The following is a 20,269-nucleotide window of genomic DNA, read 5'->3' on the forward strand; positions in this document are numbered from 1 at the left end:
ACGAAATAATTTCCGATCGGGACCGTCTGGACTGCGGCGCACCCGGCGGCGCGGTGACGGCGGGCCGCCGTACGACGAACGATCGCCCGTCACGACCAACCGCCGAGAGGGTCCGACGATGCAGCATGACGCGCCTGGCTCCGCGAAGACGCGAGCAATGTTGAAGTCGTACAAAAAAGTCTCCCGCTGGTACCCGGCGCTGGAACCGGTCGGCACGGACGGCACCGCGCCCGAACCCTCGGATGCGCATGGCGGGACCGGTTTCGACGTACCGGACGGTCCGGCCCGCTATCCGCACTACATCCACGATGACGAGCCGGAGTTCACCATTCCGCCGGTGCCCGAGTCGGTGCTGCGGCGTACGCACTTCTCCGGGGCGTGGTCCGATTGGATGACCGATCGCGAGTCCGCCTCGTACACACCGCAACTCCGCTACCGCGGTACCACGGTGCTGGAATTCCCCTGGGAGGGTGCGGAAGACGGCGAACACGCCACCTCCGGGCGCGGTCGCCCGGATGTCGCCTCGGCGCTGCTGGACGTGGTGGGCCAACCCGATTCGGTGAAGTCGGTCTCACCCCGGCAGTTTCGGCGCCGGCGACTCGTCGCACTGCTGTTCCTGATTGTTGCCATCCTGTTGCTAGCGGCTGCGGGAGGAGTTGCTCTATATGTGCTCAACTCACACGACGGCACTTCGCAATCCATCGGCACACTCGGAGGGGACCCGCGTTCCGGTCCGAGCGACCGCGCGGCGGCGTACAACGAAATGACGGCCACCGTGGCGATCGGCGACCATATCCCCACCGCGGGCATTCCGGCTGGATAAGAGGGAGAGCTGAAAACGATGGATCAGGACTGGAGCCGCTGGCTCGACGAGGTACCCGAAGAGGGTGAATCGCCGAGTCCCGCCGCGCGTTCCAAGGCTCCGGCGGCGCGGCTGCGCAAGCGCCGCGGGGACTCCGGTGAGCCGGGTCCCGCGCAACGGCCGATCCTGGTGGTCGGCGGCTGCGGCGGTGCGGGCACCACCACCACCGCCCTCGGCATCGCGGGTGAGATCGGCGCGGGCGGTGCGCAAACTGTAGCGGTGGACGCCACTTTCGCGGGCAGCGATCTCGCATTACGCGGCGCCGATGAGCATTTGAGCCCGATCAGTCTGCAATCGTGGCTCTACGGCCGCGGTGAGGACGAGGCCGCGCCACTCAAGGAATGTCTCTCGCGCGCCACCTCCGGCATCGGTCTGCTGTGGCGCGATCCGGAGCCGCTGCGCCGCCGCGCGACGTATCTGACGGTCGCGCGAGCCATCGGCGACGCCGGGTACACGCCCGTCTACGACGGTGGCAATCCGATCGCCGGTCGTCATCTGCGCCCGCTGCTGGAGGACGGCGATATCGCTCTCGTGCTTGCCATCCCGGCGCGCGCGGATGCGGCGAACCGCTTGCGGGTCACGCTCGAATGGCTCGACGATCAGTTCGGCGGACCCGGTGAGGGTCAAGGCGAGGGGATTGTCGGTGACACCACAATCGTGGTCTCACATCAGTTGCCAGGCAGCGACTCTCGGGTCGCTGACCATTTGCGGGAACACCTCGACGGCTGGGTCGGGGATATCCTCGAACTGCCCTACGACCCCCACCTGGCACGCGGAGAACTGGTGCGGCACAGCGACCTCGCGGCCGAGACACGCCGCGCGTATCGCCGCCTGCTTGCTGGGGTGGCATCATGACCGCAGCCATGAAGGAACGTCGATCCTCCTCCGAAACCGCTATGGCGGCTGGTGTGGTGCCGCCACCGGAGGCCCGCCGCGCACCCATTTGGGACCGTCCCGTACCCGGCGGAGGCCGCGCACCCCTGGTGTGGCTGCTCGGGGTGCACGGCGGCGCGGGTGCCAGCACCCTCGCGCACGTGCTCGCCCCGGCGGCGGATTCGTATCGCCGCTGGCCGGGGGTCTTCGACCGGGAATCCCCGTTCGTCGTGCTGGTCGCCCGCGAAACCATCTCCGGCCTGACCCGCGCCCATGACCTGCTGCGCCAGCATCACGCCGGCCTCGCGGGCCCGTGTGAGGTGCTGGGCCTGGTGACCGTCGCCGCCCGCCCCGGCCGCATCCCCGCCGAGATCCGCCGCTACCGCGATGTGGTGGGCTCGCTCGCCGGTCAGGTCTGGCAGATGCCCTGGCATGAGGAGTGGACCCTGGTCGAGCCCGACCAGCTCCCGGTCTGGTCGCCCGGCGATCAGACCCCCGCCCAGCGCAAACGCAAAGCCGATGCGCTGCAAGAGGTTACGGCCGACGTCCGGGAGATCGGCGCGGCCATCGTGGCCGCCGCCCAGGATGCCCTGGACGCACCCCGCCCGGACGCCCCGGAAGCCGGGGAGTGATCATTGTGACCATTGGAAGACGTTGTGCGCGAACACGTTCCCGGGTTCCGGGAACGGCGGAAAGATCGACCGAAGAAGGAGCTGCCGGAATCGGACGCGTACGCGCGCCCGGAAGCGGCGAGATTGTCACTAGCAGTTCGCTTTTGGAGAAGGACAGACAATGAGCATGATCCTCGCCGCCGTGCACGACGCGTACGGGACCATTCTGGGTCAGGGAGTCGGCAATCCGACGCCCGAGGCTCCGCCCGCGTCGGACAAGTTGTTGAAACTGGTGCGCTACTTCACCTGGTTCGTTCTGTTGTCGGGAATCTTGGGAATCACCTACGCGGGCGGCAGGTTCGCCTGGGAGAAGTGGACGGGAGGCGGTTTGGAGTCGCCGAAGATGGTGGCAGGAGCCATGATTGGTGGAATCATTGCCACCAGTGCCGGGACCATCATGAATGCCGTGATCACCTAATGACCGCCACAGTGGCCGTACTGGCCTACAAACAGATGCCGGCCGACGTACTGCGGCCGATGATGCAACTGATCGACTGGTTGCTGTGGTGCGTACTGCTGTTGTGCCTGGCCTGGATGATCCTCTCGGCGGGGCGACTGTGGTACGCGTTCCGGGGCGACCTGGCCGCCAATGACGCGACGCACGGGGTGGTGGTGAGCCTGCTCGGCGCGATCATGGCCAGCTCGGCCAGCGGCATCGCGCTCGCGCTGCTCCCGACGTAAGAGTTCAGGCACCGCAATTGTCCAGTGACAAAAAGACTTCGGAGGCGTTGGCATGAGCGAGAAGGAGTCGCCCGAGCGCGACCGGGTCTCGTTCGGCGTCATCGCCTCGGCGGCCGTGGTGACCTTGATCATCATCGTGGGCGTCGTGGTGTACCTCGGCCGCGGCGATGCCCCCAGCGTCGCCGAACCCGATGGGACGACCCCCACCACCTCGGACGCGGGTGCGACCGGTTTCGCCGCACCCGAGATCGATCTGTTCGGCCGCCGCGTCGACATCCCCAACAACGCTGCCGGGCAGCCGCTTCCGCAAGATCCGAGCAAGCAGCGCAAATCCTCCGATCAGGATTGGCTGACCGCCGCCCCGGCGGGCACCGTCGATCCGCACGGCTGGCAGCGGGTATTCGGGGCGTCGGTGCCCTTCTCCACCTCCGACGGTCCCGCACGCCTGGAAGACGGTCTGGCCGTTGGCTATTCGCATACCCCGCAGGGCGCGGTGCTGGCGGCGGCGCAGATCACCTACCGCCTCAATGCCCGCCCGGCCGACCGTGAACTCTATGTGCGGCAGGTGCGGGTCTCGGCCCAGCAGGTGACCGCCTACGACCAGGCGCTCGCCGATCAGCGACTGCCGAAACAGCAGCCGGAGAAGGTGACCCGCTATCTGGTCGCCTCCGATGGCTTCCAGGTCGAGAACTACGCCGACGATATGGCCATTGTGCGATTGGCCGTACGCGGTCCGGTCGTCAACAGCCGGCAGCTCTGGTCGGCGGTCCGGCTGATCATGGTCTGGGACGCGGGTGACTGGCGGCTCAAACCGTCGACCTCCAAGGCTTCGCAGACCGAAACCGTGGACTCCCTCGCGGGGTGGACACGATGGTGACCGAACGAATGGTGCAGAAGTGGCCCAGCGACCCATTGAGGGGTGGAACCACATGGTGAGGCGTATCTTTACGATCCTCGCGGTCGTGTTCACCGTCATGATCGCTACGCCGACAGTGGCGTACGGACAGGACTACGGATTCGATCCGGCCTGCAACCAATTACACGATTCCCTCGACGGTCTCGGCGTGCCGGGCCTGAGCCTGGGTGATGCCGCCTCGGCCGCGTGCAAGGCGGGCAATGTCGCCACCCATCCGGGTGACGCCGCCACCGCCGTGCGCGACAAGGCGTGGGACTCCACCTTCGGCAAGGTGGTCGACTCGCTCATGAACGGCCTGGGCGAGGCGCTGATCCTGGCATTGACGTTCTGGATGAAGCTGCCCAACGAACGGGTCAGCGACTCCGGAACGCTCTTCACCAAGATCAACGACTACACGTATCAGGTGCAGATACTTCTGTTAATGGTGTCTGTGATCCTCTCCGGCGCAAAGCTTGCCGAGGCCAGACGCGGAGCCGCGGTCAGTGAGGCGGCCGAATCCTTCCGCATGTACGCCAGAGTGGTCTTCAGCTCCTGGATGCTGGGCGCGGTGATCGTCGCGGCCACCCAGGCCTCGGACAAGTTCTCCGAGTGGGTGATCAATGACGCCACCAACGGCCAGGCCAAGGACCTCGCCGAGCTGATGGTGAAAACCTCCAAGCTGCAAGCGTTCTCGCCCGGTCTGGTGCTGATCATCGCGATCGTCGGCCTGCTCGGCGCGCTCGCGCAGATCGTGCTCGCCATCGTGCGCCAGGGTCTGCTGATAGTCGCGGCGGGCGTATTGCCGCTCGCCGCGGCGGCTTCGGGCACCAATACCGGCCGCCAGTCCTATCCGAAGCTGATCAGCTGGATCATCGCCTTCATGCTCTACAAACCGGTGGCGGCGATCGTCTACATGATCGCCTTCGTCACCGCGGGCAATACCGATGATCTGACCTCCACCGCCGGGCTGCCCGATGCCGATCAGGCCCAGCGCATGCTGGTCGCGATCGTGCTGCTGTGCAGTGCGGCCTTCGTGCTCCCGGCGCTCATGCGCCTGGCCACCCCGGCCGTGGCCATCGTCGGTAGCGGTGGCTCCGGTTTGACCGCCACCACCGGCACCCTGGTCGGTGTGGCCGCGGTCGGCGCGGTCGGTTCGCGCGCGGTCGCGGTGAAGGCAACGGCCGCACCGGGAGCCGCCGGATACGTCGGACCCGGGCGCGGTGGGCGACCGCCGGGCGGAGCCGGTCCACGTGGTGGCGGCGGTGGCGGTGGCGGCGGTCCACGACCGCCCGCGCCGGGACCCGCGTCCGGAGGCGGCGGCGCGGCCGCGAGTCCTGCCGGACCGGGGACCTCCAGCGCAGTACCGTCGGGCGCGGCCCGCACGGCCGCGAACCGGGTCGCCCAGGTGCGGGCGGCCACCGCCAGCCTGAACCGGGCCGATGACGCCGCGGGCGACCTCGCCGGTGACCGCTGGACCAACCGTTCACCCGACCTCGGCAGGAGCACCATTCCGCGATGACGATGACCGACACCTACGAGCGCCGGGCCTACGGCCTGTGGCAGAAGCCGCGCAGCGCAGGACTTTTCGGTCTGCGCTGGGGCGAGACCGTGGTCGGTTTCGCCGTCGTGATCAGTGGCCTGCTCACGGCGATGATCTTCGGCCCGATGCCCGCGCTGATCGTCGCCGGGTTCGGTCTGATCGTGATGGTTCCACTGGTGTGGCGGACGGGGGGCCGCTCCGGCTACGAGAACGGATTGATGATGTTCCATTGGTTGCGCGGCCGCGGTAAAGGCGAACACGTCTACCGCGGCGGCCGGTTCTCCCGGATTCCGGGCGGAGTGACGCGACTGCCCGGGCTCATGGCTCCCTCACGACTCTACGAGGGGATCGATGCGGGCGGTTACAGCTTCGGCATGATCCACCTACCCCAATTCGGCCAGTACACGGTCGTGCTGCGCGCCTGGCCGCAGGGGCATGAGGCCGTCGATCAGCCGGTCATCGACCGCTGGGTCTCGGCATGGGGCACCTTCCTGGCCTCGCTCGGCCAGACCTCGGACATCGTGGCCGTGGTGCCGGTGATCGATACCGTGCCCGAGACCGGAAACCGTTTGCTCACCGAGGTTTCCGCCATCACCCGGCCCGAAGCGCCGGATCTGGCGCAGCAGGTCATGTACGAGTTGGCGACCGAACTGCCGCAGGAGCGGGTGCAGCTGCTGCCGCGCGTGGCCATCACCTTCAAGGCGACAACCGCTGAGCGGCGCAAGAATCCGGCGGAGGAGGCGGTCGAGATCGGCCGTCGCCTGCCCGGTATCTGCGCGGCCCTGGCCGAGGCGGGCGTGCGCGCCCAGCCCATGTCCGCCGATGATGTCATCTCCTTCATTCGCCGCAGCTACGATCCGGCCTCGCAGGCCGATCTCGAGGTCGCGGCGGGCGAACCCGAAGGGCACGGCCTGGATTGGGCCGACGCCGGACCGGTATCGCATGAGGAGCGCTGGGACCACTTCATTCACGACGGTGGTCGCTCGGTCACCTGGGAGATGGACACCGCACCCGAGGGCGCCGTCGACGAGCGGGTCTTGCAGCGACTGCTCGCGCCGAATCCGGAGGTGCCGCGCAAGCGCGTGACCATCGTGTACCGCCCGCACTCGGCCGGTGATGCCGCGCAGATCGTGGACGACGATTTCAAGAATGCCCTGGTGGCGCAGCAGAGTGAGCGCGGGGTCGTCTCGGCGGCGGCCTCGATTCGCGTCGGCGCGACCCAGCAGGCGCGTGAGGAACAGGCCAGGGGTCACGGTGTGACCCGCTTCGGGGCACTGGTGACCATTACCGAACCCCTGCGCGGCGATCTGCCGCGCATCGAAGCCATCACCCGCGATCTGTCCACACAGTCGCGGTTGAAGATCCGGCGCTGCTACCGCTACCAGGCGGCGGCCTTCGCAGCCTCGCTCGGCTGCGGGGTGATCCTGCCGGAGCACGCGACGATTCCGAAAGCACTTGCGGGGTGACCGTTCATGGCACGTGACTTCGAACCACCGGTGCGGGAACGCGACTCCGTTCCCGCCCGCCGTTCCGCGCGCCGCGATGCGCCCGAACCGGACCAGCCCGAGCTGGCCCTCGGCGAGCCCGAGCCCGCCATCCCGGTCTCCCGGGTCGCCCGCGACGAACACCGTCCCCGCCGCGGCACCCTCCCGGACCGCCGTCTGCTGCGCCGCGACCCGGTCCCCGAGGCGCCCCAGCAGATCGGCCCGGACCCGAAGTCCGAGGAATCGGAACCGATTTCACGGCCGGAGTCGGCCCGAACGTCGGTCACCCGTGCGCCGGAACAGCTTTCGGAGACACCGACAGAACTCTCCGCGGACGAGATTGCGGACCGCGAACGCTCCACCGATGCGCTGCGTTCGAGCGCGGACTGGGTATCGGGCACAACCGACCCCGCGGCCGCACGGGCGGCGAATCGGGAGCGGCGCACCGACCCCGGGCGTTCGAGCACGCAACGAACACCGAGCGGCAAGTTGCCCACCCTGGAACCGGACCCCGCCCCGCGCCCGGCGCAGCGCGAATCTGGCACGGCCGCGCAGGCTTCCGGTCGCGCGCCGCGGTCGGCCCCGGAAGCCGCCGAGTCGCTGAGTGGTTCGCGCACGAAGTATTCCGAAGATCCGGGGCGCGGAGCGTCGAACGCCGAGGTTCGTCCGGGTGGCGAGCGGCCCGCGCACGGTGAACAGTCTCCGGCCCATGAGTCGGGGCCAGGCGCGATGGAGCCCGCCGGCACGCTCGGCGAGTCGCGCACAGCGCATGCCGCGGCCTATGGACCACGAGCGGAGTCACCCAGCGGTCCCGGATCAGGCGCTGATCGATCGAATTTCGGTGACCACGCCAGTCGACGGCCGGACAGTGGTACGCATGCCGGAGATTCGGCGACCTCCCGGGAGTTCTCCAATGGCTCGGAACAGTCGGGGCGCGAGTACGCGCCCCGCGCCGCGGCGGGCGTGCGCCCGCACGGTTCGGAACGGGTCGAGGGGGAGCGCGTGGATGGAGACCGCACGAGTGGCGCGGACGTCGTTGGCACTACCTCCTCGGAACTGGAATCCGGGGATCGCCGACCAGCAGCCGAGGTAGTCGCCGAACGTCGTGCCCAGCGCGAGGCGCGCCCCGAAATCGGTGCGCCGGAAGGTATCCACACCTCCGAGTCGGTTCCGGGTGAGCAGCGGCGCGAGGCGCGGCCCGGTCGTGAGGCCGCGCGCGTCAGCGAGCCGGGTTCGCGTGAGCGGCGGGGTGATCAGGGGGAGCAAGTAGTACGCCGCCACAGGAATGGTGAGGGGCGCACGCACAGTGGTGATCCGGCGAACCGGGAACGTCGCCGACCGGACGCGTCCGGTGACGGCCGGGACGCGACCCTACGCGAGGGTGCGCGGGGAGAGGGGCGGGACACCGCGCGGGGCGGAGGTCGTGGGGCACGAGGCCCGGAGCACGACGCTGCGCGGGGTGAAGGTCGTGGGGCGCGGGGCACCGAGCATGACGCCGATCGGGTGAACGGTCGTGCGGCACGAGGCCCGGAGCATGATGCCGAGCGGTCGAATGGGCGTGCGGGACAGCGGGGTTCGGGGGAGACGCGCAAGCGGCCCACCGATCCGGATCGGGTGCATTTGGGCGGGCGGGCCGCCGGTGCGCCCGCGGCTCCGGGGCGAGCGCGGCGACCGCGGCCCGAGGGGGAGACGGGGGAGCGGCCGGCGCGCGAGCGCGGACGAACCGAGCGCGGGTCCCAGGACAAGCAGCAGCGGGGGGCCGCGCGGATGGACAAGAGCGAGAAGGCCGCTCAGGCCAAGGCGGCGCGGGCCGCCGAGGCCAAGCGCAAGGCCGCGGCGCGCAAGAAGCAGTCGGGGCCCAAGCTCCTGGACGATGCCGCGCGGGCCAAGTACGAGGTGACCGCGCGCGAGCAGAACGGGCTGGGCGCGCTGTGGGCGACCTTCCGGCTGCACACCGATGATCTGCGGCGGCGCAATTTCGCGGCGCGCGCGGAGCGTATGGAGTACGGCAGCTTCGACGAATTCGACCGCAGTACACAGCAACTCACCGATCGCGGCTATATCGGCGCGGGCGGCGGGCGCATGAACGTGGTCGGGCGGCCGGTCGAATACCGCGCCACCACCGCGCAGGTCGCCGGTTTGTGGCCGTGGTCGGTGGGCGCGGGCGCACCGTTGATCGGCACCCCGCTCGGCTCGCATCTGCATACCGGCGCACCGGTCTGCTTCGACCCGATGAACTGGTTCATGCGCGGCAGCTTCATCACCGCGCCCAGCCTCTTCGTCCTGGGCCTCAACGGTTTCGGTAAATCCTCACTGGTGCGCCGCATCGTCCTCGGCGGCGTCGCACAGGGCATCACCCCGCTCATCCTGGCCGACGTCAAACCCGACTATCGCAAGCTGGTGGAGGTCGTCGGCGGTCAGGTCATCGACCTGGGGTACGGCCACGGCAAGCTGAATCCGCTGGCCGCGGGCGTACTCGGCTCCATCGTCCCCCTGCTGGACGATGTCCCGGCCCTGCGAACCCAGGTGCTGCAGGAACTGCGCGCCCGCCAGGTCACCCTGGTCGCAGGTCTGGTGGAGCTGGTTCGTGGTGCGCGCGTACGCGATTACGAGGAGACCCTCATCGCGACCGCGCTTCGCATCCTCTACCGGCCGGGCAGCGCCTTCACCCCCGACAAGCCCCCGATCATCGAGGACCTGCTCGCCGTGGTGGTGGCGGGCGGCGACGAACTCCAACTCGACGCCGGTGCGGATAATCCGGACGAATACCAGAACGCCATCAAGGGTCTGCGCCGCTCCCTGCGCGCGCTCACCCAGGGCCCGTTCGGCGCGGTCTTCAACGGCCAGACCACAACTCCCATCGACACCACCGCCACCGCCGTCTGCATCGACGTCTCACATATCCCCAGCGGTGACAAGAAGCTCAAGGCCGCGGTCATGCTCGCCTGCTGGGCGGATGGTTTCGCCTCGGTCGAGGCGGCGCACGTGCTCGCGGACGCCGATCTGGGTCCGCAGCGCTACTTCCAGGTCGTCATGGATGAGCTCTGGCAGGTACTGGGCCTGGGCGACTTCATGATCGACCGCGTCGACGAGCTCACCCGCCTGCAGCGCGGTATCGCGACCTCGCTCATCATGATCAGCCACACCATCAAGGATCTGCAGGCCCTGGGCTCCGAAGCCGCCATCGCCAAGGCGCTCGGCTTCCTGGAACGCGCCCGCGCCAAGATCTTCGGCGCCCTGCCCGCGGAGGAGATCGCCCGATTGGACTCCACCATCCCGTTCACCTCCGCCGAGGCGGATATGGTGACCAGCTGGTCCGCGCCGCAGGCCCTCACCGGTGAGGCGCTCAAACCCGGCCAGCAGCGCCCGCCCGCCCCCGGCACGGGCAAATTCCTGCTCAAGATCGGTGAGGACCGCCGCCCCGGCATCCCGTTCCACATGGAGTTCACGTGGTCCGAGAAGGAGAGCGGAATCCACGACACCAACCAGCGTTTCAGCGAATTCACCGAGTCCACCGCCCGCCGCGGCACCGACGACGGGAGTATCGAATGATGCCGCACAGGTCGTATCGAAGAGTCTCGCCGGAGGTGCGCCAGGCCGCGGTCGAGCAGGTCATCGCACTCACCGGAAAGTTGCGCTCGGAGTCCGAGGCCTGCCGGGTGGTCGCCGAACAGATTGGCGTGCACACCAATTCGGTGCGTAACTGGGTTCGCGCCGCCGAAACCCCCGGCCTGGAACAGATGGACGCCACCAACCTGCGCCGCAAGGTCGCCCTGCTGCAACAGCAGCTGGCCGCCGCCGCGGAGATGAACCGCACCCTGGTGGAGACCCTCTACGACGCCAAGCGCGGCGTATGACCGCGCTCCGGCGGAACCTATGACCCCGGATCCGGCGTGCGGACACGCCGAGTCGGGAAACCCGCTGGTATGGCCCGTGTGTCGGTCCCAGCGGCTAGCCTGGAGACAAGGTTCGGTGCCTCGTACAGGCCGTGCATCGGTCGGTGCGGCCACCGCGCGAAGGACTGGGCAACGCACGAAACTGGTGGTGATGCTGGTGCTGAGCGTCGCAATGCTGGTGTCCGCGTGCGGTAGTGGCAGCGGTGGTGATTCCGAGCCGAGCAGGCTGAATCCGCCCACCTCGACCACCCGTCTGCTGGAGAGCGCTCCCGCGCCCGATCCCACCACCGCGGACGGGGTTGCCGTCGCGGCGCTGCGTGAGATCTTCACCTGGTATCCGGTCACGGAATCGCAGAGCGCGGCGCTGGGTCGGGCACGGAAATGGCTGGGTCCCACTCTCATCCGTACACTGGACACACCCCCCACGAGCGCCGAAACGCCGAAGCCGACGCTGCAGTGGGCCGATTGGGGTAAGGCCGGAGCGCATATAGAGGCGTTCGCCTTCGCCTCGGGTGAGAGCGCACCGCCCGGCGCGGATCCGAATCGGCAGCAGTACAAGATCGGTATCGAGCAGACGGTCGTCTATCCGGACGGGCGGCGTACCCCGCTCCCGGCCAGTACGGTCGTCGCTACCGTCGTACGAACCAACGGCACCTGGCTGCTCGACGGATTCCGTTGAGCAGCAACTACATTCAGGTCATCTGAGGAGGCTGGAGATGGCGAAAGCACCGGTGAAGGACCCGGCCGACCCGGGCCCGGATACGACGCTGCATCTGATCTACGCGGGCTTCGCGGTCTTCGGAACCCTGTGGCTGGCAATCCAGTTGGGCAATCTGATCGCGACCCCGAAGCAGGATGTGCCGATCAATCCGATCGCCATCGGCGTGGCGCTGGCCAAGGGCAAACTGGAGTGGCGCACCAGCTCCACGGTGATCGTGATCCTGGTGATCCTGGCCGTCGTCGGGTATCGGCTGTACCAGCGAAGGGCCAAGGCGCGCAAGGCCATCGGCCGTCTGCCGGTCGATGACAAGGCCGATTACATGGGCAATGGCGGTGCCATCAAGGCACTCACCGAGGCGGGCGTCCGCGAGAAGGCCGATCAACTCGGTATGCGCCTGGGCCGCGACGATATGCCCGGCGTGCCCATCGGCCTCTCGGTGGCCGACGGCTGCATGCTGTACGGCTCGTACGAGGATCTGCATATCGACATCTGGGGTCCGCGTCAGGGTAAGACCACTTCACGCGTCATTCCGGCCATCCTCGCCGCCATCGGCCCGGTGCTGGTCACCTCGAACAAGCGCGATGTCGTCGATGCCACCCGCGATGTGCGCGAGACCAAGGGCAGTCCCATCTTCATCTTCGATCCGCAGGACATCGCGATCGATCCGATGAACTCCGATGACCGCGCGCACAATTGGTTCTGGGATCCGCTGGCCTGGGTCGATGCCCGCAGCGAGGGCTGTGAGATGCGCGCGGCCCGCCTGGCCGGGCACTTCGCCGACGGTGACGACAGCTCCGGTTCGGTCGCCACCTCGACCGACACCTTCTTCGACCAGGAGGCCGAGGATCTGCTCGCGGGCCTGTTCCTGGCCGCCGCGGTGGATGACCGCCCCATCACCCAGGTGTGGGAGTGGGTCACCAACCCGCAGGACACCGAACCCATCGAACTACTGCGGCGCTCGGGCCGCTTCCACTTCATGGCCTCGGGTCTGGCGCAGCAGTACAACGTCGACGAGCGCACGCGCAGTGGCGTTTTCGGTACCGCCAAGAAGATGGTGCGCTGCCTCAAGCTCTCGAATGTGCACCGCTGGATCACCAAGGAGTTCGGCGGGCAGCAATTCGACGAACTCGCCTTCATCCGCGACAACGGCACGCTCTACTGCCTCTCGCTGGAGGGTCGTGGTTCGGCCGCGCCGCTGGTCAGTGCGCTCACCGAGGCGGTCATCGATGTGGCCACCCGGGAGGCGTCCCGCTCGCACGGTGGCCGCCTGGAGATTCCGCTGCTGGCGGTGCTGGACGAGGCCGCGAATGTGGTGCGCTGGAAGGATCTTCCCAAGCAGTACAGCCACTTCGGCTCCCGCGGCATCGTGGTGATGACGGTGCTGCAGTCCTGGGCGCAGGGCGCACGCTGCTGGGGTGCGGACGGTATGGAGGCACTCTGGGCCGCCGCCAATATCAAGGTGCTCGGCAGCGGTGTCGACGACACCAAATTCCTGACCGAACGCTCCGAGGCCATCGGCGACTACGACAGCATCTCCCAGTCGGTCTCCGAATCCTCTGGCGGCAAGAGCTATTCGCGGTCGCTGGGCTCCTCGCGCACCTTCAGCGTGAACGGTCTGGCCACGCTGCCGCGCGGGCGGGCCATCGTATTCTCCTCGGGCACACCGGCTGTGCTGGTACGCACCGTGCCGTGGTGGGAGGGCGATTACAACGAGGAGGTGCGCAAGTCCATTACGCACCACGATCCCTCACCGCGTCGCAAGACCGAAATCGTGGATCTGATCGGCGCGCCGTCGCTGATCAAGGCAGAGCCGGCGAGTGACGCCGGGCAGATTGAGGAGGTCCGGCCGCTGTGAACGAACAGCAGGAAACACCCATGGTCTACGCGACCGTGGTGGAGTTCGTGGAGAACTATCTGAGTCTGGTGTACCGGCGGCAGGTGACCGATATCAGCGATACCGTCTGGTGTCCGGAGTGGTGGAAGCATGCCGAGGCGGTGGTGCGCCTGGAGGCCATGTGGCGGGCGTGGGAGCACTTCCGCAAGGACGGGAAAACCGGCCTGTCCGTTTGGTTTCTGGATCACGCCGATCCGCATATGGCCAAGCTCTTCGATCCGAAGGGGCCGTTCAAGTACTGCAGTGTGCGCAACGGCCACAAGGACATGCTGACACCGCTGCCGTTGAAATCGCCGCAGCAGGGACTCTTCAGTGATCCCAGCCTGGGCGACTTCCGCATGTAAGCCGCGCGGGATCGAGCCGGAAGGTTTTGTGGCGGATCGTGTTTCGATGAAACACGATCCGCCGCGCTCGTACCGGGGACCGTTGGTCAGGAACGGACGCGCTCGCGCCCGCGGGCTTCCTGCTCCCGCGCCCGGCGCTGTGCCACGGCGGTTTCCTGTTCCCTGGCCTTGATGGCCTCGGCGGCGGACTGCGCCTGCCCGACCTCCATCAGCATGCGCACCGCCGCCAATTCCGGCGCGATACCCATACGCGAAAGATGTTGGGCCAGAGCGGTCCTGCGCTCGACCGAGTCGTATCGGGTGAGGGACTTGTTCATCGCGGCCTGGGTGGCGGCCATACGGGTGGCCTCGGCCTGCGCGGCGAACCGGTCCTTCTCCAGGGATACACCCTTGTCGAGCGGGGGTTTTTCGATCATGCGCGCAAGTTCGACATTGCGCGGATCCTTGGCTTTGGCGTCCGCTGCCTCCCGGAGCTGACGCTCACGGGCTTCCTTCTGCCGGGCTTCGGTGACCTTGACGCGGGCTTCCGCCTCTTTCTGGCCACGTTCCCGGGTACGCAGCGCGACAAGTGTCGCGAGCTGCAACATTTGCCTCATCATCGCCGCGGTTTCGCGGCCGATGTCGTCGAGTTCCTCGGCCATCGCATGCTCCCCGATGCTGCAGTGATCACTATGGATGATTGTGGTGCTTCGTCACGGACATCGCCACACGAACGGTGATTCGGATAGCAACTTCCCGCCTGCATAACGTGGACACCGGGAGCACTGGGAGGCGTTGGGGGTTCGCCCGTTGGGGATTGCCCGGGGCTTTACTACGCCGCTTCGTACTCCGTTCTACGAGATTACCAGCGAAAACTTGGATACCGCCGCACGCGCGCGTCGCGATACAGCATATATCGCACATTTCCGGCGGTGTGCGGAAAACTCAGGATTTTCTTTGGTTAGGAAAGCCTTACACAGAACGTTCGGTGGCCGCTTCTCAGTGGTTTACGCTGGAAACTGGGCGGGCCCGGCAGCGAGTGCTGCCGGGCCCGAAAAACCATGCCGGTCAGTCGATTCGGACCGATTGGATGGTTACGTCATCGACGGGCTTGCCGTCGCCACCGCCGCCCTGCACACCCGCCGCGGCGATCTTGTCGAGCGTGGCCAGCCCGGCCTCGTCGACCGTGCCGAACATGGTGTACTGCGGGGGCAGCTTGGAATCGCCGTAGACCAGGAAGAACTGGCTACCGTTGGTGCCGCCGCCATCGGTCGGATCCGGTCCGGCATTGGCCATCGCCAGCACGCCGCGCTTGTAATCGATCGGCTGCTGCGCGGCCGGATCCATCGGGGAGTACTTGGTGGTCGGGTACTCATTGTCGAATTGGTAACCCGGACCGCCCGATCCGGTGGCCGACGGATCGCCGCACTGCAGCACCTTCAGGCCCTCACCGGTGGTCATGCGGTGGCAGTTGGTGCCGTCGAAGAACTTCTGCTTCGCCAGGCTCTCGAAACTGGCCACGGTACAAGGGGATTGCTCCGCGTCCAGCTTCATGCCGATCGGGCCCTGCGTGGTGTCGAGAGTGGCGTTGGCGCTCTTCACGTCCGACGGCTTGTCGACCTTCGGCTTCTCCACCGGGCGTGCCGCCGGGGTCTGTGTGGCGCGGTAGTCACACGCGGCGCTCGCCGTGGTCTTGCTGTCGTCATCGCCCCGGGTCAGATAGTAGATGCCGACTCCCGCCGCGACCGCGACCACGACACCTACGGCAGAGGCGACGATGGTCAGCTGCTTGCGCTTACGCGCCCGCTGGGCCCGACTGGCGACTTGACGCTCCAGCTTCCGTTTCGCCGCAGCGCGTCGCTGTTCATTGCTCGGCACTAGCTAGTCCCTCCGTATCGGTTGCTTCCGGCATAAGAGTGTGCCATCAGTTCCTGAGACAATCCCTTATAACCGCAGCACGATAACCGGTTGGACTTGTCGGAGCACCATGGGGAAAACTGGACGCCGTGACCAAGACCAGCAGCTTCCGTGCCCCGAAGGGTGTACCCGACTATCTGCCCCCCAGCTCCGCGGAGTTCGTCGCCGTACGCGACACCCTTATGAACACCGCGCGCCTGGCCGGATACGGGCATGTGGAGCTGCCGATCTTCGAGGAGACCGCGCTGTTCGCGCGCGGTGTCGGCGAGTCCACCGACGTCGTCAGCAAGGAGATGTGGACCTTCGCCGACCGCAATGGCGAGAGCTTCACCCTGCGGCCCGAAGGCACCGCCGGGGTGATGCGCGCGGTCATCCAGCACGGGCTCGATCGCGGGCAGCTCCCGGTCAAACTGGCCTATGCCGGACCGTTCTTCCGGTACGAACGCCCGCAGAAGGGGCGCTACCGGCAGTTGCAGCAGGTCGGCGTCGAGGCCATCGGCATCGATGACCCGGCCCTGGACGCCGAGGTCATCGCGATCGCCGATCGCGGCTTCCGGTCGCTCGGACTCGACGGTTTCCGGCTCGAGCTCACCTCGCTCGGTGACGACACCTGCCGTCCCCAGTATCGAGAACTGTTGCAGGACTTCCTGTTCAAACTTCCACTCGATGAGGAGACGCGCCGCCGCGCCGAGATCAACCCGCTGCGGGTGCTCGACGACAAGCGGCCCGAGGTCAAGGAGATGACGGCCGACGCGCCGCTCATGATCGATCACCTGTCCGAATCGGCCAAGGCGCACTTCGAACTGGTGCTGGGCTACCTGGACGCGCTCGGCGTGCCGTACGTGGTCAACCCGCGCATGGTCCGCGGGCTCGACTATTACACCAAGACCACCTTCGAATTCGTGCACGACGGGCTGGGCGCGCAGTCCGGTATCGGCGGCGGCGGGCGCTATGACGGGCTGATGGCCGAACTCGGCGGGCAGCCGCTCTCGGGTATCGGCTTCGGTATCGGCGTGGATCGCACCGTGCTCGCCCTCGAGGCCGAGGGTAAGACCGCTACCGACGGCTCCCGCATCGATGTCTTCGGCGTGCCGCTGGGCGATATCGCCAAACAGCACCTGGTCGCGCTCGCGGCCCAGCTGCGGGCCGCCGGAGTTCGTACGGATCTCGCCTACGGCGGGCGCGGGATGAAGGGCGCTATGAAGGCGGCCGACAAGTCCGGCGCGCGCTTCGCCCTGGTGCTCGGCGACCGCGAGGTCACCGAGGGCGAGATCGGGCTCAAGGATCTCGGCAATGGTGAGCAGCGGCAGATTCCGCTCGCCGAGGCCGTCGCTCAGGTGATCGCCGCCCTCGCCGCCGAATAGGTTTGTTCGCCCCCCTCGTCCCGGAGAGCTGAAAAGCTCTCCGGGACGAGGTATTTCAGCTCGGTAAAGCCCGGCCCGATGGCGGGCCGAACCGGCCCGAATCCGGGCGGTTCGCGCGACACTGCTGGTAGCGTCCCCGGCGGTGCGCGGACCAGCGCGCCACGCCGACCGGCGCGCCACCCGGAACCGGACGAATGCGCAACCGTGACTGAACAATCCACGCCCGAGCCCGTCGATGATGTCGGGCTCGATCTCATCGCCCCGGAGTTGCTCGCCCCCGCGCTCCGCAGGCTCACCTTCGCGGCCATCGGCATCGGGGTCGGCGTCGGACTACTGGCGGCGATCCTGGTCGGCTGGCCCGCGGCCATCGGCATCGGCCTGGTCCTCGGCGGACCCACCGCGCTCTACGCCATAGCGTTCCAGCGCCGACGAATCTGGCTGTCCGGCACCGTGATTCGAGCCCGCACCTGGCGCGGTGAACGCACCCTCGATATCGCGGCCGCGACCGGCGTGGAGATCCTCGTCAAGCCCGGCCGATTGAGCCGCATCGTCCTGCGCATCACCACCGGTCCGGATACCCGGATCGTTCCGCTCAGCATGTACACCGACACCGGTGACGGTCGTGAACTGCACGCCCTGGGCCTGCGCAAACTGGCGGACGCCTTGACCGCGTGCCCGCTCGCCGCCGCCCTGGCGGTCTCCGACATGCTGATCTTGCAATCGCGGGCCGAGACCCGCGACGACTACGCCGAGGTGCGCCCCCTCTACCGCGCCGCCCGCCTCGTCCGTGACCGCGACGCCGTCTCCACCGTGGTACTTACCGACGCCGACATCGCCCAGCTGGCCACGTGATTCGCCGGGCCGGATCCGCCTGCGGGAGTTCGCGCGATGTGTGTTCGCGGACCGGTCGCGGGCGATGTCTGTTTGCTCACGATGCGGCTCACAGGCCGGGCGTGCGGGCGGTGCGGGCGGTTAGGGTTGGGCGGAGAACCGACTAGCGCGAGGAGTTCGTCGTGAGCACTGCCGCTCGGCCGACACCGGTGACCGTGACCGTTACCGGAGCCGCGGGTCAGATCGCCTACGGGCTGCTGTTCCGGATCGCTTCGGGGGCGTTGCTGGGAGCCGAGACCCCGGTGCGCTTGCGGTTGCTCGAGATTCCCGCCGCGGTGTCCTCACTCGAGGGTGTGGCGATGGAGTTGGAGGACGGGGCGTTTCCGCTGCTGGCGGGGATCGATATCGCCGATGATCCGTGGGTCGGATTCGACGGCGCGAATATCGCGCTGCTGGTCGGTGCGCGGCCGCGCACCGCGGGCATGGAACGCGGGGATCTGCTCGCCGCCAACGGTCCGATCTTCACCGATCAGGGCGCGGCCATCAATGCCAATGCGGCATCGGACATCAAGGTGCTCGTGGTCGGAAATCCGGCCAATACCAATGCCTTCATCGCCATGAGCAACGCACCGGATGTGCCCGCCGAACGGTTCACCGCGCTGACGCGGCTCGATCACAATCGCGCGATCGCTCAGGTGGCGGGCAAGACCGGGGCCGCGGCGGCCGAGATTCATCGAATCGCCATCTGGGGCAACCACTCCGCGACGCAGTACCCGGATCTCTCGTACGCCACCGTCGGGGGGAAGCCCGCACTGGAGTTGATCGACGATCGGGCGTGGGTGGAGGACGACTTCATTCCGACCGTGCAGCAGCGCGGGACCGCCATCATCAAGGCGCGCGGGGCATCCTCGGCGGCCAGCGCCGCCAGTGCGGCGATCGACCACATTCACGATTGGGTACTGGGCACGCCGGCCGGTGAATGGACCTCCATGGCGGTGCCGTCGGATGGTTCCTACGGTGTGCCGCAGGGGCTGATCAGCTCGTTCCCGGTCACCTGCGCCGAGGGCGAGTACAGCATCGTGCAGGGGCTGGAGATCGACGAATTCTCCCGTGCCCGAATCGATTCCAGCGTCGCGGAGCTGGCGGCCGAGCGCGATGCGGTGATCGAACTCGGCTTCGCCAAGCGTTCGGTGAACTAGCCGCGCACCTTGGCGATGACGTTATCGCCGTACCACTTGATCTTGGTGATCTTCTCTTCCAAGGTCTCGGTGTCGTGCTCCTTGGCGTACGAATTGCGGAAGCCCACGATCAGATCGGTGATGCCCTTCTCCTCGACGCGCTTGACCCCATCCGGGGTGTACCCGTCGTAGGAGACGGCGTGGATCTCGAACTCGCCGGGATTGTCACGCTCACTGCGCAATTCGTTGATACGGGCCAGATACTTGTCCAGCTCCTCGGCATTGCCGCCGGCGTGCATCCAGCCGTCGGTCAGGCGCACCGCACGCCGCAGCGCGGCATCGCTGTGCCCGCCGACCAGGATGGGCAGCGGTTCGGTGGGCGCGGGGGTGAGCTTGATCTTCGGGATGTCGTAGAACTCGCCGTGGTACTCGAAGTACTCGCCGGTGGACAGACCCTTCACGATCTCGATGCACTCGTCCAGGCGCTTACCGCGGCGCTCGAACGGCACGCCCATGATCTGGAAATCCTCCGGCCACGGGCTGATGCCGACGCCGAGGGCGAAACGGTTGTTGCTCAGGCGCGCAAGTGAACTCGCCTGCTTGGCCACCAGCACCGGCGGGCGGATCGGCAGCTTCAGCACGAACGGGGTCAGGCGCAGCGTGGTGGTGGCCGCGGCGATCGCCGCCGACAGTACGAAGGTCTCGATGAACGGCTTGCCGTCCAGGAACTCGCGATTGCCGTCGGAGTTGTACGGATACTTCGAGTCCGACTCCGCAGGGTAGGCGATGCTGTCCGCGACGGTGATGCTGTCGAACCCGGCCGCCTCGGCCGCCTGAGCGAGGGGGATGTAGTAATCCGGGTTGGTCATCGCCTCCGCATAGGTGAAGCGCATCGGTCGTCCTCTCGACAGTGAGCAAGGTCTGAAACTAGAACAGATTCCAGTTTCTTGTCGTGATGCTAGCCCGGAATGTCCGCAAAGGCGATGGATCGGGGCCAAATGCGACGGCCATTTCTGTGGCGTTGAAGTGCGACATCTGTTGTAGCGCGGCGCCCGCGCGCGCCGCCGCAACGGTCTCGGTGGCTGAGATGACGGGTCTGTGGGGTTGCCCCGGGAAGTTGAACCTTGTTCTAATCTCAG

General features: G+C 67.5%; 19 protein-coding genes. 16 read left to right on the forward strand and 3 right to left on the reverse strand.

The window, feature by feature from the left end; genetic code table 11:
* The first annotated feature begins 157 nt into the window (after positions 1-157).
* The 13 genes from OHB26_RS25765 (at position 158) to OHB26_RS25825 (ending at position 13,861) form a co-directional block, all read left to right on the forward strand.
* Positions 158-823, forward strand: coding sequence for a hypothetical protein (locus OHB26_RS25765; protein ID WP_330179828.1), 666 nt, complete (start codon positions 158-160; stop codon positions 821-823).
* An 18-nt stretch (positions 824-841) separates the two neighbouring features.
* On the forward strand, positions 842-1,717 hold the full coding sequence (locus OHB26_RS25770) for a hypothetical protein (RefSeq protein ID WP_330179829.1): 876 nt from the start codon (positions 842-844) through the stop codon (positions 1,715-1,717).
* Positions 1,714-2,367, forward strand: coding sequence for a hypothetical protein (locus tag OHB26_RS25775; RefSeq protein WP_330179830.1), 654 nt, complete (start codon positions 1,714-1,716; stop codon positions 2,365-2,367). Before OHB26_RS25770 ends, OHB26_RS25775 begins: the two co-directional genes overlap by 4 nt.
* Before the next feature lie 160 nt (positions 2,368-2,527).
* Positions 2,528-2,824, forward strand: a complete 297-nt coding sequence (locus tag OHB26_RS25780) for a hypothetical protein (protein WP_330179831.1) — start codon at positions 2,528-2,530, stop codon at positions 2,822-2,824.
* Positions 2,824-3,087 (forward strand): hypothetical protein, encoded by a 264-nt coding sequence (locus OHB26_RS25785; protein WP_330179832.1) that lies wholly within the window; start codon positions 2,824-2,826, stop codon positions 3,085-3,087. Before OHB26_RS25780 ends, OHB26_RS25785 begins: the two co-directional genes overlap by 1 nt.
* Before the next feature lie 52 nt (positions 3,088-3,139).
* Positions 3,140-3,964 (forward strand): hypothetical protein, encoded by an 825-nt coding sequence (locus OHB26_RS25790; RefSeq protein WP_330179833.1) that lies wholly within the window; start codon positions 3,140-3,142, stop codon positions 3,962-3,964.
* A 52-nt stretch (positions 3,965-4,016) separates the two neighbouring features.
* On the forward strand, positions 4,017-5,501 hold the full coding sequence (locus OHB26_RS25795; protein WP_330179834.1) for a hypothetical protein: 1,485 nt from the start codon (positions 4,017-4,019) through the stop codon (positions 5,499-5,501).
* On the forward strand, positions 5,498-6,988 hold the full coding sequence (locus OHB26_RS25800) for an SCO6880 family protein (protein WP_330179835.1): 1,491 nt from the start codon (positions 5,498-5,500) through the stop codon (positions 6,986-6,988). Before OHB26_RS25795 ends, OHB26_RS25800 begins: the two co-directional genes overlap by 4 nt.
* 6 nt (positions 6,989-6,994) lie before the next feature.
* Positions 6,995-10,558: a hypothetical protein gene (locus tag OHB26_RS25805; RefSeq protein ID WP_330179836.1), complete on the forward strand. Its 3,564-nt coding sequence runs from the start codon at positions 6,995-6,997 to the stop codon at positions 10,556-10,558.
* Positions 10,555-10,863, forward strand: coding sequence for a transposase (locus OHB26_RS25810; RefSeq protein ID WP_067574905.1), 309 nt, complete (start codon positions 10,555-10,557; stop codon positions 10,861-10,863). The genes OHB26_RS25805 and OHB26_RS25810 overlap by 4 nt, the downstream gene beginning before the upstream one ends.
* Positions 10,864-11,053: 190 nt before the next feature.
* The gene (locus OHB26_RS25815; RefSeq protein WP_330179837.1) at positions 11,054-11,581 is read left to right on the forward strand and encodes a hypothetical protein; all 528 of its coding nucleotides are present in this window, start codon (positions 11,054-11,056) and stop codon (positions 11,579-11,581) included.
* Between the two features lie 37 nt (positions 11,582-11,618).
* Positions 11,619-13,478 (forward strand): type IV secretory system conjugative DNA transfer family protein, encoded by a 1,860-nt coding sequence (locus tag OHB26_RS25820; protein WP_330179838.1) that lies wholly within the window; start codon positions 11,619-11,621, stop codon positions 13,476-13,478.
* Complete coding sequence (locus tag OHB26_RS25825; protein ID WP_330179839.1) at positions 13,475-13,861, forward strand: DUF4913 domain-containing protein; 387 nt, start codon at positions 13,475-13,477, stop codon at positions 13,859-13,861. Before OHB26_RS25820 ends, OHB26_RS25825 begins: the two co-directional genes overlap by 4 nt.
* A gap of 86 nt (positions 13,862-13,947) precedes the next feature.
* On the opposite strand, the gene OHB26_RS25830 is transcribed toward OHB26_RS25825, so the two are convergent.
* A complete protein-coding gene (locus OHB26_RS25830) occupies positions 13,948-14,502 on the reverse strand; it encodes a hypothetical protein (protein ID WP_330179840.1) in 555 nt (184 codons plus the stop codon).
* Positions 14,503-14,908: 406 nt separating this feature from the next.
* Positions 14,909-15,718: a peptidylprolyl isomerase gene (locus OHB26_RS25835; protein ID WP_330179841.1), complete on the reverse strand. Its 810-nt coding sequence runs from the start codon at positions 15,716-15,718 to the stop codon at positions 14,909-14,911.
* A gap of 128 nt (positions 15,719-15,846) precedes the next feature.
* Between OHB26_RS25835 and hisS the strand changes: the two genes are divergently transcribed.
* The 3 genes from hisS to OHB26_RS25850 all read left to right on the forward strand — a co-directional run bounded on the left by hisS (position 15,847) and on the right by OHB26_RS25850 (position 19,151).
* Entirely contained in the window at positions 15,847-17,121 is a 1,275-nt protein-coding gene (gene hisS / locus OHB26_RS25840) for a histidine--tRNA ligase (RefSeq protein ID WP_330179842.1), read from the forward strand.
* A gap of 204 nt (positions 17,122-17,325) precedes the next feature.
* On the forward strand, positions 17,326-17,973 hold the full coding sequence (locus tag OHB26_RS25845; protein ID WP_330179843.1) for a hypothetical protein: 648 nt from the start codon (positions 17,326-17,328) through the stop codon (positions 17,971-17,973).
* Positions 17,974-18,134: 161 nt separating this feature from the next.
* Positions 18,135-19,151: a malate dehydrogenase gene (locus tag OHB26_RS25850; RefSeq protein ID WP_330179844.1), complete on the forward strand. Its 1,017-nt coding sequence runs from the start codon at positions 18,135-18,137 to the stop codon at positions 19,149-19,151.
* On the opposite strand, the gene OHB26_RS25855 is transcribed toward OHB26_RS25850, so the two are convergent.
* Positions 19,148-20,023 carry a TIGR03619 family F420-dependent LLM class oxidoreductase gene (locus OHB26_RS25855; protein WP_330179845.1) on the reverse strand — a complete coding sequence of 292 codons (876 nt, stop codon included), beginning with the start codon at positions 20,021-20,023 and terminating at the stop codon, positions 19,148-19,150. The genes OHB26_RS25850 and OHB26_RS25855 overlap by 4 nt on opposite strands.
* Positions 20,024-20,269 lie beyond the last annotated feature (246 nt).

The organism is Nocardia sp. NBC_01503 (genome assembly GCF_036327755.1).
Taxonomy (GTDB): domain Bacteria; phylum Actinomycetota; class Actinomycetes; order Mycobacteriales; family Mycobacteriaceae; genus Nocardia.